Genomic DNA, 13,289 nt, shown 5'->3' on the forward strand with positions numbered 1-13,289 from the left:
TTCAATCTATTGTACATTAAGCTTACTATCATCTATATTTAGATTTGAATAAAACTTAGATTAAGCTCATGGCTCCATTTCAAAATAATCCTATTGGCGTGATTGACTCGGGAGTAGGGGGTATCTCCGTACTTAAGTGCATAAGAGCCCATCTACCTCATGAAAATTTAATTTATGTTGCTGACTCAAAGTTTGCGCCGTATGGAGAAAAAACAAGTGAAGAAATTACACGTCGTGTTTTAACCGTTTTTGATTTTTTAAATAAACAAGAAGTAAAATCTGTAGTCGTAGCTTGCAATACAGCAACAGCAGCTTCAATTCAGATAGTCAGAGAAAAATTTGATTATCCAATTATAGGCATGGAACCAGCGGTGAAACCTGCTTCATTAATGTCAAAAAACAAAATAGTTGGTGTCTTAGCAACTTCAGGTACCTTATTAAGCGCAAAATTCTCAGCGCTATTAGAGCACCATGGTAACGATATTCATTTTATTACGCAACCTTGTTTTGGCCTAGTGGAGCTTGTTGAGCAAGGCGATACTGAAAGCCCAGAGCTTATTACACTTTTAAAAAAATACATTGATCCTCTTTTAAAAGAAGAAATTGATACTTTAGTATTGGGATGCACCCACTATTCTTTTTTAAAGAAAACGATTAAGAAATTAATGCCTGAGTATATTAAGATTGTTGACACAGGAGACGCTGTATCAAATTATTTAAAACTTGTATTAGTAGAAAAAAATATGTTAAATCAGAATGCCAAGCCAGGAACAACTGATTTTTGGACTAACAGCTTAGATCAAAACGCTGATAAGGTTATTTCAAAGTTATGGGGCGACAATTCAAAAAGCTTTAATTTTAAAGGCCTTTGGTTTTAATTTATTTTAATTTGTATGTTGCGCCACAATAGGGGCAAGATACCACGCCAGTTTTTGTAATATCTAAAAATACTCTTGGATGGGACGAGAATAAATTTTCTTTTTTTGTTGGGCAAAACAATGGAAGATCTTTTTGACCTACATTTATAATTTTATTATTCATGTTTAGACGTAAGTAAGCCAATCCGCATATTTTTTTGATTTTCCTGTAACTGCATCAAAATAAATACTTTGTAATTCTTTAGTAACTTCTCCGCGCTGGCCTTTACCGATCATCCTTCTGTCTAATTCTTTAATAGGGGTGACTTCAGCTGCTGTACCTGTGAAAAAAGCTTCATCCGCTGTATAGACTTCATCTCGCGTAATTCTTTTTTCGATCACTGGAATATTTAAGTCATTTGCGATCCGAATGATTGTGTCACGAGTGATACCTTCTAATGCGCTTGTGAGATCAGGTGTAATAAGTTTGTTATGTTTCACGATAAATATATTTTCGCCCGAACCTTCAGTTACAAAACCATTTACATCAAGAAGTAAGGCTTCATCATAGCCATCTTGACTTGCTTCTTGGTGGGCTAATATCGAATTCATATAATTGCCATTTGCTTTAGCTTTACACATAGTGATATTGACATGATGTCTCGAAAAAGAAGACGTTTTAACGCGAATGCCATTTTCAAGGGCTTCTTTGCCCATATAAGCACCCCATTCCCATGCTGCAACAATGACGTGTGTTGATAAGGTTTTTGCTGAAATACCCATAGCTTCGGCACCATAAAATGCCATAGGTCTAATGTAAGCAGATTCCAGTTTGTTTTCTTTAACAGCTTTCTTGTGAGCATCCATAATGACATTTTTATCGTAAGGGATTTTCATTCCAAGAATATGCGCAGAATTAAAGAGGCGATCTGTATGTTCTTTAAGTCTAAAAATGGCAGTGCCTTCACTTGCTTTATAAGCCCTTACCCCTTCAAAGACACCCATACCATAGTGAAGTGTGTGAGTAAGCACATGAGTCTTTGCTTCACGCCAAGGCGTCATTTTATTATCAAACCATATGTGTCCGTCACGGTCTTCCATTGATGTTGGGATTGCCATATTTTTCCTTAAAATTGGTAAATCTTTGTTAGGTTTCTTTGAGGCTTATTGCCATTTATTAACATGATAAAATGAATCGCTTTTATTGAGAAATATATTATGAAAAAAATTGCACTTTTATTTTTAATCTTTATTTGTCTTCTGTCTTGTCAAAAGGCTCAGGATGAAATTTTTGTAGGCACCGATATAAGTTCAGCTCATATGAATGCTGCTTTTAAATTAAGAGATTTTAACGGACGCACCCGGACATTAGAAGATTTTCGAGGAAAGGTTGTAGTGCTTTTTTTTGGGTTTACACATTGTCCTGATATATGCCCCACAACGATGACTGATCTTAAAAAAACAATGACTCTCCTCAAAGAAAAAGCTTCAAGCGTACAAGTTATTTTTATAACCTTAGACCCAGTTCGCGATACTGAGGATGTTTTAAAGAAATTTATTCCGACATTCAATAGCTCTTTTCTCGGTCTTACTGGATCAGAGAGCGATATAGTTAAAGTCGCAAGTCAATTTAAGATTTTTTATAAAAAAGTGGATGATGGAAGTAAAGCGGGCTATACAATTGATCACAGTGCAGGGTTATATGTGATCGATAAGCAAGGAGGCATTAAGCTTCGCATAAGTCATGGAGAAAAGCCTGAGGACATGGCAAGCGACCTTGCAAAGCTTATTTAACCAATGAGATATAAGTCGCTCGAGAGAGTTTTAAGTTCTTTTTCTGATGAGCGATATTCAGGAAGTACTTTTTCTACTTCTTCCCAAAAGCGATTTGAATGATTCATTTCTTTTAGGTGAGCCAATTCATGACAGATCACATAATTAATAATATGGGGTGGTGCTTGAATTAGCCTCCAATTAAGCCTAATTTCTTTTTTAGAGTTACAACTTCCCCATCGAGATTTTGCATTTGATAGATACACGTTAGAAGGATGAACGTTTAGTTTTACGCTAAATACTTCAACTCTTCGAACAAAATCTTTTAATGCTTTTTCTTTTAGCCATTTTGATACAAGCTTGGCAGAATGGATTTGATCGTGCATGCGATTTGTCTCGACATGCAGTATATCTTTGTCCTGGAGAACCGAATTTGTCCTGCTTGTCTTGAGACTAAGAATAACTTTATTACCCAAAATATGAATTACTTCACCTGTTTTCCAGTTAACTTTCTTCTTCTTACTTAATTGAAGAGAGAGTTTTTCTTGAATCCAGTCAAGTTTTGGCGCAATAAGCTCTTCAATCCGAGATCTAGGAATAAGAATTGGTGCATGAATAACAAGGCCATCATGATCGACTTTTAAACCAATCGTTCTTCGATTTCTTCTTTTTAGGAGGTATTTAATTTTTTTTCCACTAGGCAAAAAAAGTTCAAGATTGGTAGGTTTTAAATTAATCATTTAAATATAAAACCTCTTTTTCAATCCAATTTTCAGTAAGCTTAATAATTTCATTAGGCTCTTTATTTTTTACATCAATGGGCTCGCCGATACTAACTTGAATTGTTCCCGGTTTTTTAAGAATTGAATTTTTTGGCCAAAATAAACCTGCATTATGAGCAACGGGAATAACTTGTGTATTTGTTTTTGAGGCTACCCAAGCGCCACCAATATGGTATTTACCTTTTTGTCCAGGCTGAGTTCGCGTTCCTTCAGGAAACATAACAATCCAAAAACCTTTTTTAAGTCGATCGAGGCCTTGAGTAAGAATTTGTTCTAGAGATTTTCGTCCTGCTTTTCGATTAATGGCGATCGGGGAAGTCATCGCTAAACCCCATCCGAAAAATGGAACCCACAATAATTCTTGTTTTAAAACCCAAACTTGCGGAGGAAAGATTTTTTGAAAAGCAAGAGTTTCCCATGCTGATTGATGTTTGGAAAGTACAATCGATGCTGTAGAACCTATGTTTTGCTCCCCTTTGACAACAAAATTTAGATTACAGGAAATTCGAAGCCAATATAGCATTGTTTTTGCCCAAATTGAAATAAATTTATATCTTGCAATGGGCGGAAAGGGGAATGTAAGCAGGGATGCCAAGGTAAATGGGATAGTAAAAATCCACATACCAACTAGAAAAATAATGGATCTTAAATAAAGCATTATTTTAAGTTAAGCGTACTCCGTAATAATTCTTTGTGTCGCCTCTGCGAGATTTTCACAGATCCAGGTATTCTTGGGTAACCCACCTTTAGCAAGCGTCTCTTCACCTTTGCCTGTTTTAACAAGTATAGGTTGGACACCGACTGCTTCAAAGGCTTGGAGATCCCTTAGGGAGTCTCCTATACCTGGCGCTTTTTTTAAATCAATCCCAAATCGATGGGCAATTTCTTTTAACATGCCTGGTTTTGGTTTGCGACATTCACAACCCTCTTCGGCCCGATGAGGGCAGAAAAAGATAGCATCAATATGCCCACCCTGTTGAGAAAGTAATTTAAACATTTTTTCATGTATACGATTAAGCGTTGATACATCAAACAGACCTCGGCTAATTCCCGATTGATTAGTTGCTATGACAACTTTAAAGCCAGATTGGTTTAAAAGCGCGATTGACTCTAGACTGTCTTGAATAGGGATCCATTCATTAGGTGTTTTAATAAAATTCACGCTATCTTCATTGATTACGCCATCTCTATCTAGAATGACTAATTTCATAATCTAGGACGAGAGTTTGGATAAGTCAGCAACTAAATTCATTGCTGAGTAGAGTTTTTCGAGAAGGGCAAGTCGATTCATCTTAAGCGATTCATCCTCTGCATTTACCATGACATCGTTAAAAAACTGATCAATGGGATTTTTGAGTTTGCAAAGTAATTTTAATGAACCTGAATAATTTTTTGTTAGATATTCTTTTCTAGCTTCAGCATCTACCAAATCTAATGTTTTATATAAACTAACTTCGGCTATGTCTTTAAGTAAAGCCTGATTAACTTTTAATGTGGATTTAAGATTTGCTTTTTTAAGAATATTTCCAACTCTTTTGTTGGCTGATGCTAAATCCTTAGACTCAGGAAGCTGGGAAAATTCTTTAATTGCAATTAATCTTTTAGGTATCTCACCAATCAATCCTGAGTCAATCGCAAGGACAGCTTCGATATCAAGCGCAGCATAACCTTGATCTTTGAAAAAATTGGAGATTCGATCGAAGATAAAAGAATTAAGATCTTTAGATTCCGTTAATTTGGTGGCCTGAATAGAATCAGAAATAGTTGTATTTAAATTTAGGTCGATATCTTTTTCGGTAAGAATACGGATGATTCCTATAACTTGTCGTCTCAATGCAAAAGGATCTTTGTCGCCCGTCGGCTTTTCACCAATACTAAATAAACCTATTAAAGTTTCAATTTTGTCAGCAATTGCTACGATATCTCCTACAGTGCTTCTTGGAAGTGTATCGCCAGAAAATCTTGGCTTGTAATGATCTTCAATAGCAAACGCTACTTCTTCTGAAATTTTTTCATTTAGTGCGTAATATCTGCCCATAATGCCTTGGAGTTCAGGGAACTCACCTACCATATTAGAAGATAAATCAGCTTTAGATAAATCGGATGCAAGCATTACATTTTCTAGTAATTTAGGTTGATTTAAATTTTTTACGATCAGAGACGCGATTATTTTAACTCTTTCGGCCCTCTCAGATTGGGTGCCAAGTTTATTGTGATACACAATATGTTGAAGTTGTGAGAGGTAATCTTTAAGAGGCTTTTTCTTGTCTTGAGTATAAAAAAATTCTGCATCCGATAGTCTTGGCCTGATCACTTTCTCATTGCCTTGAATGATGAGAGTTGAATTTTTTGGAGTTATATTTGAAACAATTAAAAATTGATTTGCTAGTTTCTTGTTTTTATCAATTAAGGGGAAGTATTTTTGATTAGCCTTCATAGTTAAAATAAGACACTCTTGAGGCACCTCAAGAAACTTCGACTCAAATTCTCCCACTAAAACATTTGGATATTCAACAAGCGCTGTGACCTCTTCAAGAAGGTCCTCATCGTTGATAGGGGTAAGTTGACTTGAGAGGCTAGCAGCTCGACTATCTAATTCATTTTTGATTAGCGCTTTTCTTTCTTCGAAAGATACAATGACATTGCCTTCAGTTTTCATTTGTTCTTTGTATTGATCAGCATGTTGAATCTCAATCATTTCTTTTTGTGATTCAAAGCGATGACCCAATGTTCTTCGATTGGATTCGATACCTAGAATATTTGTTTTGATAATGTTGGCACCGTGAAGAATAATTAGTCCATGGGCTGGCCTTACAAAATTTACAGTAGTCCATCCATCCAAAAGTTGATACGACATCATTTTTTTAATTGGCAAACGTATCAAGCTTGACGAAATACATTCAGCAATAATATCTTTTAGTTTTGCTCCTTCTATATCTTTATCAACATATAAAACTTCACTATTATTTTCATTTTTTTTAGCGATCAGATTTACAGATTTTTCATCTAAACCAATTGCATGCAATTTTTTTAATAAAGCTTCCGTTGGTTTACCTGAGGCATCAAATCCAACAGATGCTGGCATTAATTTGATAGATGTATTTTGGTTCTCAGCTTCGTCTTTAACATCTTTTAGATATACTCCGATTCTTCTTGGCGTAGAAAAAATCGAATCTTCAGATGTTTCATTTGCGAGATGATGTTTTATAAGAAATTCTTTTACACTTTTTGCAAATGCAATGCCAAGTTGTTTTTGTGATTTTGGAGGTAACTCCTCTGTTAAAAGCTCTATAAGTAAATTATCTAGCTTCACGATTTAATGGTCTTTTTTGCATTAAGTTGATCAATGATTTCTTTTGCATGATTTTTATCAGCCAATGGGAAGCCTAAATTTGCACGGCTTTGAAGGTAACTATTCGCAACATTTCTAGCTAAATTTCTAATGCGACCAATATATTCTGCTCTTTCGGTGATGCTAATAGAGCCTCTTGCATCCAAAAGATTGAAAGAATGGGCTGCTTTTAAAACTTGTTCATATGCAGGAAGAGCTAAGCGCTCAGTCATGAGATGGTTGGCTTCTTTTTCGTGTGCAGTAAACGCTTGAAATAGAAAGTCAGCGTCACTATGTTCAAAGTTGTATGCGCTTTGTTCAATCTCGTTTTGAAGATAGACATCACCGTACTTTAAATTATCGGTCCAGATAAGGTCATAAACGTTGTCGACTCCTTGAATATACATTGCAAGCCTTTCGAGCCCGTAAGTTATTTCTCCCGTGATTGGTTTGCAGTCAATACCACCTACTTGTTGAAAATAAGTGAATTGAGTAATTTCCATTCCATTGAGCCAAACTTCCCAACCTAAACCCCAAGCGCCAAGCGTTGGGTTTTCCCAATCATCTTCAACAAAGCGAATATCATTTTCCTTAAGATTAAACCCGAGCGCTTTGAGTGAACCCAAATAAAGCTCTAAGATATCCAATGGGGAAGGCTTCAGAACAACTTGTAGTTGATAATAATGTTGAAGTCTATTTGGATTTTTACCATAGCGCCCATCTTTTGGACGTCGGCTTGGTTGGACATAAGTTGCCTTCCAGGGCTCGGGTCCGAGCGACCTCAAAAAAGTTGCTGTGTGTGAAGTGCCTGCGCCAACCTCCATATCGTATGGCTGAAGAATAGCGCATCCTTGGTTAGCCCAATAATTTTGAAGTTTTAGAATGATGTCTTGAAAGGTTAATTGCATAATGAATTGATCTCTAATTCAAGCATTCTACTTCTTTTTCAATATCCATAAAAGTTTTGAATGCCTCACAAACCAACCAAGAAGCGCAATGAAACATAAAGAAATAACAGGCCAATTACCAAGCAAAACATAAGGCGTTGCATTTTTGAATCCTTGGACGGAGCCTTCGAGAACACCTTCAGTAAATTCGGGCAGTGTTTCTATAAGGATTCCATGTTCATCAATAATGGCTGTGGCGCCAGTGTTTGTAGCGCGAATAACCATTCTGCCTGTTTCTATAGCTCTTGCTTGAGAAAATTGTAAGTGCTGGTAAGCAGCAATAGATCTTCCATACCATGCATCATTACTTACATTAGCTATAAGTGTTGCAGAGGGAAGGGATTGAATAATTTCTTCACCAAACACATCTTCATAACAAATATTAAATGCAATTTTTTGATTCCCAATAGCCATAGGCGTTTGGTGGATGCTGCCTCTAGATAGGTCATTCATAGGCATATTGAGATAATGTGTATAAATGTATTGAAAAATAAATTTTAAGGGTATGAATTCACCAAATGGCACTAAATGTGATTTACGATAAACTTGAGATGAATCTTTTTTTAAATTCAATACAACATTAAAATATTTTGTATCTTGGCGCTCAATCGCACCCATAAGAATATGACTTTGTTCTTTTGAAGCATGCCTTAAAATAGATTCTTTAAATGTCGTAGGGATGTATTCCATAAGAAGTGGCAAAGCAGTTTCCGGGAGAAGAATAATCTGACCTTTTGTTTTTTGAATAAGCGCTTGATACGTATTTAATGTTTGTGAAATAGTCTCTTTTTGCCATTTAATATCCTGAGCAATATTCCCTTGAATAAGTGACACAGTTACAGGTTCACCAATACGATCAGTCCATTCAATATTTTTAAGGAGTTGACCTGATAGCAATACGAAACCTATTGCGCTCAGTTTTATAAGTAGTGAGTGTTTGTTTTTATCACGCAAAACGAGGCTAAGTATTAAAGCCAGAAAAGTGACTATGAAGGTTACTCCGTAAATACCTATGACCGGTAAGAATCCAACAAGAGGGCTTGAAGGTACTTGTGAATAGCCCATTGTGAGCCATGGAAATCCAGTTAAAAACCATCCTCTAATCCATTCAAATAATGTCCAAATAAATGGAATTAAAAAAAAGCTCGATTTTCGATGTGAAGAAAGCCATCCAACAATGCCAATAAAAAAAGCTAAGAAGAGACAGAATAAAAAAGTACTTAGATATGCCAACCATGCAGGCATACCACCATAAAAGTTGAGGCTTATGTAAATCCATGAGATACCAAAGCAAAATAAACCTAGTCCAAAAAAAAGCCCTGATAGAAAACTCCATCTTGCATGATTTAATTTGTACCAAATGTAAAAAAGACCGCTCAGGGAAATGAGCGAAATAGAGTGATAGTTAAAAGGGGCAAAACTCAGAACTGAAAGAGCTCCGAGCAAAAAGGAAATGGCTATATAAAGGAATGGGTAATGTTTATTCAAAATACAAAATGCCGTTTAAGACAATTGTACTGAATTATGAACAATAAAGCCTTAAAAGTAATTAAGGCTTTTGAATTTTATATGTTTGAGAAGGGCTACCTAAAGGCTCACCATTATTATTTTTAAAAACAACAGTCTCAACAAACTCATCTAAAAAATCTAATTCTGTTGTTGGGTAATAACTACCATTTTCCGCGGTATTGATATGATGATATTGCCAAACCGATCCTATTACTTGATCAGACGATTTGATTTTAATATCCTCCTTGGAGGCTGGCTCCCCAAGAGCTTTTAAGATTTCATCTTTGTTAAAACGACTGATAGCCTCGATAAAGGATTTTTCATCTACGGGAAGAGTGCTTTTATCAATTTCGTTAGCGAATAGGTGCGGAGATAAAATTAAAAGGATAGCTAAAAATTGTTTTTTCATTAAGAACTCCTAAAGTAATAGGAAAAAGAATAAGTCGATTAGTTCAAAAAATTACACGTTATTACCAGGAGTGTCAATTTCAAGAAGGATAGAATAGAGTTTGCGACTATCAGCCCTTAAAACTGTAATTTTGAATCCCTGAAAAGTAATTTTTTCATCTCGTTTTGGCAGGTGACCAAATGCATGAATAATTAAGCCGCCGATAGTTGAAAATTCCTCATTACTAAAGGTCACCTTAAAAAATTCATTAAAGTCTTCAATTTCAGTTGATGCTTTTACTCTATAGCGGCCATTTTTGTCTTGAATGATATTATCCTCAGTCTCATCAAAATCAAATTCATCTTCAATCTCACCCACGATTTGTTCTAAAACATCTTCAATTGTGACCATACCTGAGACTCCGCCGTATTCGTCTACTACGATTGCAATATGATTACGACTGCTTCTGAATTCTTTGAGAAGCACATTAAGTCTTTTGGATTCGGGAATGAATATAGCAGGGCGCAACATATCTCTAATTTCAAAGTCGTCGCCTGCATAATATTTAAGAAGATCCTTTGCTAGCAATATACCAATGACATCATTTTTGTCATCTTCAATCACAGGAAAGCGCGAGTGAGCAGTCGCTATAATAAAAGGAATAAATTTTTCAGGTGAGTGAGAAATATCAATAACGTCCATTTGTGATCTTGGAATCATGACATCTCTTACCTGCATTTCTGAAACCTGAAGAACGCCCTCAATCATAGATAGCGAATCAGCGTCCATTAAATTTTTTTCATATGAAGACTTAAGCAACTCAAAAAGCTGCCCCCGATCTTCAGGGCCTCTTAAAAGAAAATGACTCAGACGTTCAATTAATTTAGATTTTTTTGATTCGCTCATTGCGATTTTTTCTCTTCTAAAAGATAAGGGTTTTTATAGCCAAGTTTAGTTAAAATTTTAATCTCTTTTTCTTCCATAATTTCAGCATCTGTTTTATTTTCATGATCATAACCATATAAATGAAGTGCACCATGAATAATAAGGTGAGCATAGTGGGCTTCGAGATTTTTAGATTGATCTCTTGCTTCTTCTTCTATGACTGGAGCACAAAGGACAATATCTCCAATGAGATGATGCGCATCGTCTACAAGGAAAGAAAGTACATTGGTTGGATATTTTTTTTTGCGATATATAGTATTTAGATTTTTTGATTCATCACTTCCTACAATTCGAATAGTTATTTCGGCATTTTGATCAATGATAGGTGCGAGCCATTTATAGCAGTGTGTTTTTTTTACTATTGGTTTTGTGTGCACCATATCTTGAATTGCAATGATGGGTTTCAATTCCATTTGATGTTAATTATCTACTTTCTTTTTTTCAAAATTTTCATACGCATTAATAATTTTTTGAACAAGAGGATGTCTTACTACATCTTCAGATAAGAAATGAGTAAATGCAATGCCTTTCACTTTCGACAAAACCTTTTTTGCTTCAATCAAGCCACTTTTTTGACCTTTCGCTAAGTCAATTTGAGTAATATCCCCTGTAATCACAGTTTTCGATCCAAAACCTATGCGGGTCAAGAACATCTTCATCTGTTCAGGAGTAGTATTTTGAGCTTCATCTAAGATGATGAAGCTTTGATTAAGTGTACGACCTCTCATATAGGCTAAGGGCGCTATTTCGATGATGCTTTTATCAATCATTTTATGAACATTGTCGTAGCCAGCCAAATCATAGAGTGCATCATAAAGAGGTCTTAAATAAGGATTCACTTTTTGTGCTAAATCACCTGGAAGAAAACCTAATCTCTCACCAGCTTCTACAGCAGGCCTCACCAAAACGATACGTTTAATTTTATCCCGGTTAATTGCGTCTACAGCGCTTGCAACAGCAAGATAAGTTTTTCCTGTACCTGCGGGGCCAATGCCAAAAGTGATATCAAAATCCTGTATATTTTTTAAGTATGCATTTTGTCTAGGCGTTCTACCCCTCAGGTCAGTTCTTTTTGTTTTGAGTTCATTGATTTCTGAAGTTGCTTTTATTCCTTTTTCAAATTTATTAATTTCGACAAGTCCTAATTGAATATCTTCTAATTCAATAGGGTCAATAGCTTTTTTGTAAAATTTTTGGATAAGAGCTGCGGCAGCTTTTATATTTTTTGAAGAGCCGTTTATAATAAAACTTGATCCACGTCTTACGATATCAACCTCTAATGCAGCTTCAATTTGCTTTAGATTTTGATCTAATGCCCCACATAAATTAGATAATTGCCTGTTGTTGTCAGAAGGTAATTCGAACTCCATCCCCATATTAAATAATTTCTCCGCGAAGTCTTTTTGAAGTCACCTCGGTAATTGTGACGTCTACAAATTGGTTAATAAATGATTTATCGGCTTTAACATCAACCACTCTATTATTATCTGTTTTGCCAGCCATTTCAGTTGGATTCTTCCATGATTGACCATCAATTAAAATGCGTTGTTTAGTGCCCAGCATAAGATGGCTTATCGCCTTGCCTTGCGCATCATTTATTAATTGTAATTCATTCAATCTTCTTAATTTTGTTTCATGAGAGATTTCGTCGTGAATGTATGAGGCTGGAGTTCCTGGTCTTGGGCTATATAAAAAACTAAAGCTGAAATCAAATTTAACATCCTCCATAATTCTTTTTGTCATTTCAAAATCAGCATCTGTTTCGTTAGGAAATCCAATAATAAAATCAGAGCTTATTGAAATTTGAGGACAATTATTTTTTAATTTTCTTATGATATTTTTGTATTCTAAAGCCGTGTAATTTCTCTTCATTGATGACAATATGCGGTCTGAGCCTGATTGAATAGGTAAGTGAAGATGTGCTGCAAGCTTTGGAAATTTTCCAAAACATTCTATAAGACTGTCATTCATTTCATTAGGATGGCTTGTTGTAAATTTAATGCGTTTAATTGCATCAATCTCAGAAATATATTCTATAAGTAAAGCCAGGTCTGCAGAAGATCCATTTTTAGTGATAGATCGATAAGCATTAACATTTTGTCCGAGAAGGGTGATTTCTTTTGCGCCTAAAGATGCTAGATGGATCACTTCAGCTAATATATCGTCAAAAGGCCTAGAGATCTCTTCCCCACGCGTATAAGGAACAACACAGAATGAACAATATTTGCTACATCCCTCAATAATTGAAACCATAGCAGAAGCCCCTGAAAAGCTTGGAGCGGGAAGATGATCAAATTTTTCTATTTCAGGGAAGGAAATATCAACTTGTGATGAGCCAGCCGATTTTCTTTTGTTTACTAACTCTGGTAATCGATGAAGAGTTTGTGGGCCAAAAATAAGATCTACAAAAGGAGCCCGCTTAAGAATATTGTCTCCTTCTTGGCTAGCAACACATCCTCCAATTGCAATAAGTAAATTGGGATTGGTTTTTTTAAGAGCTTCATATTCACCAAGGTGGCTGTATATTTTTTCTTCAGCCTTTTCTCTGACAGAGCAAGTATTTAAGATAATAAGATCAGCTTCCTTCGGATCTTCTGTTTTGGAAGTAGCGTGAGATTGATTTAATACATCCTGCATTTTGGATGAGTCGTACTCATTCATTTGACAGCCGAACGTTTTAATAAAAACTTTTTTAAGCATAAAGCTAATGAAATAGGTGGTGCATTAAAATTAGGTTGTGTTAAGTATAGTGGCTTT

At 35.5% G+C, this 13,289-nt stretch carries 15 protein-coding genes; 2 read left to right on the forward strand and 13 right to left on the reverse strand.

The annotated features are described in order from the left end of the window. Nucleotides 1–68 precede the first annotated feature (68 nt). Nucleotides 69–878 carry a glutamate racemase gene (gene murI / locus FIT61_RS01720; RefSeq protein ID WP_139882838.1) on the forward strand — a complete coding sequence of 270 codons (810 nt, stop codon included), beginning with the start codon at nt 69–71 and terminating at the stop codon, nt 876–878. A gap of 1 nt (nt 879) precedes the next feature. Here murI and FIT61_RS01725 read toward each other — a convergent pair whose 3' ends face one another. Beyond that, nucleotides 880–1,041, reverse strand: coding sequence for a zinc-finger domain-containing protein (locus tag FIT61_RS01725; RefSeq protein ID WP_139873129.1), 162 nt, complete (start codon nt 1,039–1,041; stop codon nt 880–882). A 2-nt stretch (nt 1,042–1,043) separates the two neighbouring features. After that, nucleotides 1,044–1,976: a branched-chain amino acid transaminase gene (locus tag FIT61_RS01730; RefSeq protein WP_187351816.1), complete on the reverse strand. Its 933-nt coding sequence runs from the start codon at nt 1,974–1,976 to the stop codon at nt 1,044–1,046. A 99-nt stretch (nt 1,977–2,075) separates the two neighbouring features. On the opposite strand from FIT61_RS01730, the gene FIT61_RS01735 reads away from it, so the two are divergent. Then, nucleotides 2,076–2,651 (forward strand): SCO family protein, encoded by a 576-nt coding sequence (locus FIT61_RS01735; protein ID WP_139882840.1) that lies wholly within the window; start codon nt 2,076–2,078, stop codon nt 2,649–2,651. Here the strand turns inward: FIT61_RS01735 and FIT61_RS01740 are convergent. From FIT61_RS01740 to miaB, 11 genes are all read right to left on the reverse strand, one after another. Beyond that, entirely contained in the window at nt 2,648–3,370 is a 723-nt protein-coding gene (locus tag FIT61_RS01740; protein ID WP_139873131.1) for a M48 family metallopeptidase, read from the reverse strand. The two genes, FIT61_RS01735 and FIT61_RS01740, sit on opposite strands and share 4 nt — an antisense overlap. Then, the gene (locus tag FIT61_RS01745; protein WP_139882842.1) at nt 3,363–4,070 is read right to left on the reverse strand and encodes a lysophospholipid acyltransferase family protein; all 708 of its coding nucleotides are present in this window, start codon (nt 4,068–4,070) and stop codon (nt 3,363–3,365) included. The genes FIT61_RS01740 and FIT61_RS01745 overlap by 8 nt, the downstream gene beginning before the upstream one ends. Before the next feature lie 9 nt (nt 4,071–4,079). After that, complete coding sequence (gmhB, locus tag FIT61_RS01750; protein WP_139873133.1) at nt 4,080–4,622, reverse strand: D-glycero-beta-D-manno-heptose 1,7-bisphosphate 7-phosphatase; 543 nt, start codon at nt 4,620–4,622, stop codon at nt 4,080–4,082. 3 nt (nt 4,623–4,625) lie between these two features. After that, complete coding sequence (gene glyS, locus FIT61_RS01755) at nt 4,626–6,725, reverse strand: glycine--tRNA ligase subunit beta (RefSeq protein ID WP_139882845.1); 2,100 nt, start codon at nt 6,723–6,725, stop codon at nt 4,626–4,628. Then, nucleotides 6,722–7,651: a glycine--tRNA ligase subunit alpha gene (gene glyQ / locus FIT61_RS01760; RefSeq protein WP_139873135.1), complete on the reverse strand. Its 930-nt coding sequence runs from the start codon at nt 7,649–7,651 to the stop codon at nt 6,722–6,724. The genes glyS and glyQ overlap by 4 nt, the downstream gene beginning before the upstream one ends. Before the next feature lie 27 nt (nt 7,652–7,678). Continuing rightward, on the reverse strand, nt 7,679–9,178 hold the full coding sequence (gene lnt / locus FIT61_RS01765; protein WP_244925207.1) for an apolipoprotein N-acyltransferase: 1,500 nt from the start codon (nt 9,176–9,178) through the stop codon (nt 7,679–7,681). Nucleotides 9,179–9,239: 61 nt separating this feature from the next. Then, a complete protein-coding gene (locus tag FIT61_RS01770) occupies nt 9,240–9,608 on the reverse strand; it encodes a hypothetical protein (RefSeq protein ID WP_139873137.1) in 369 nt (122 codons plus the stop codon). 51 nt (nt 9,609–9,659) lie between these two features. Continuing rightward, a complete protein-coding gene (locus tag FIT61_RS01775; protein WP_139882849.1) occupies nt 9,660–10,493 on the reverse strand; it encodes an HlyC/CorC family transporter in 834 nt (277 codons plus the stop codon). After that, a complete protein-coding gene (gene ybeY, locus FIT61_RS01780) occupies nt 10,490–10,945 on the reverse strand; it encodes an rRNA maturation RNase YbeY (RefSeq protein ID WP_139873139.1) in 456 nt (151 codons plus the stop codon). Before ybeY ends, FIT61_RS01775 begins: the two co-directional genes overlap by 4 nt. A 6-nt stretch (nt 10,946–10,951) precedes the next feature. Further along, nucleotides 10,952–11,902 (reverse strand): PhoH family protein, encoded by a 951-nt coding sequence (locus tag FIT61_RS01785; protein WP_139883915.1) that lies wholly within the window; start codon nt 11,900–11,902, stop codon nt 10,952–10,954. A 7-nt stretch (nt 11,903–11,909) separates the two neighbouring features. Then, the gene (gene miaB / locus FIT61_RS01790; protein WP_139882851.1) at nt 11,910–13,232 is read right to left on the reverse strand and encodes a tRNA (N6-isopentenyl adenosine(37)-C2)-methylthiotransferase MiaB; all 1,323 of its coding nucleotides are present in this window, start codon (nt 13,230–13,232) and stop codon (nt 11,910–11,912) included. Between the last annotated feature and the right edge of the window lie 57 nt (nt 13,233–13,289).

It is taken from the genome of Candidatus Methylopumilus rimovensis (genome assembly GCF_006364615.1).
Taxonomy (GTDB): domain Bacteria; phylum Pseudomonadota; class Gammaproteobacteria; order Burkholderiales; family Methylophilaceae; genus Methylopumilus; species Methylopumilus rimovensis.

Bases quoted from the DNA above. Each gene is read 5' to 3' on its own strand.
- murI (WP_139882838.1), top strand. From the start codon at position 69: ATGGCTCCATTTCAAAATAATCCTATTGGCGTGATTGACTCGGGAGTA.
- FIT61_RS01725 (WP_139873129.1), bottom strand. From the start codon at position 1,041: ATGAATAATAAAATTATAAATGTAGGTCAAAAAGATCTTCCATTGTTT.
- FIT61_RS01730 (WP_187351816.1), bottom strand. From the start codon at position 1,976: ATGGCAATCCCAACATCAATGGAAGACCGTGACGGACACATATGGTTT.
- FIT61_RS01735 (WP_139882840.1), top strand. From the start codon at position 2,076: ATGAAAAAAATTGCACTTTTATTTTTAATCTTTATTTGTCTTCTGTCT.
- FIT61_RS01740 (WP_139873131.1), bottom strand. From the start codon at position 3,370: ATGATTAATTTAAAACCTACCAATCTTGAACTTTTTTTGCCTAGTGGA.
- FIT61_RS01745 (WP_139882842.1), bottom strand. From the start codon at position 4,070: ATGCTTTATTTAAGATCCATTATTTTTCTAGTTGGTATGTGGATTTTT.
- gmhB (WP_139873133.1), bottom strand. From the start codon at position 4,622: ATGAAATTAGTCATTCTAGATAGAGATGGCGTAATCAATGAAGATAGC.
- glyQ (WP_139873135.1), bottom strand. From the start codon at position 7,651: ATGCAATTAACCTTTCAAGACATCATTCTAAAACTTCAAAATTATTGG.
- FIT61_RS01770 (WP_139873137.1), bottom strand. From the start codon at position 9,608: ATGAAAAAACAATTTTTAGCTATCCTTTTAATTTTATCTCCGCACCTA.
- FIT61_RS01775 (WP_139882849.1), bottom strand. From the start codon at position 10,493: ATGAGCGAATCAAAAAAATCTAAATTAATTGAACGTCTGAGTCATTTT.
- ybeY (WP_139873139.1), bottom strand. From the start codon at position 10,945: ATGGAATTGAAACCCATCATTGCAATTCAAGATATGGTGCACACAAAA.
- FIT61_RS01785 (WP_139883915.1), bottom strand. From the start codon at position 11,902: ATGGAGTTCGAATTACCTTCTGACAACAACAGGCAATTATCTAATTTA.
- miaB (WP_139882851.1), bottom strand. From the start codon at position 13,232: ATGCTTAAAAAAGTTTTTATTAAAACGTTCGGCTGTCAAATGAATGAG.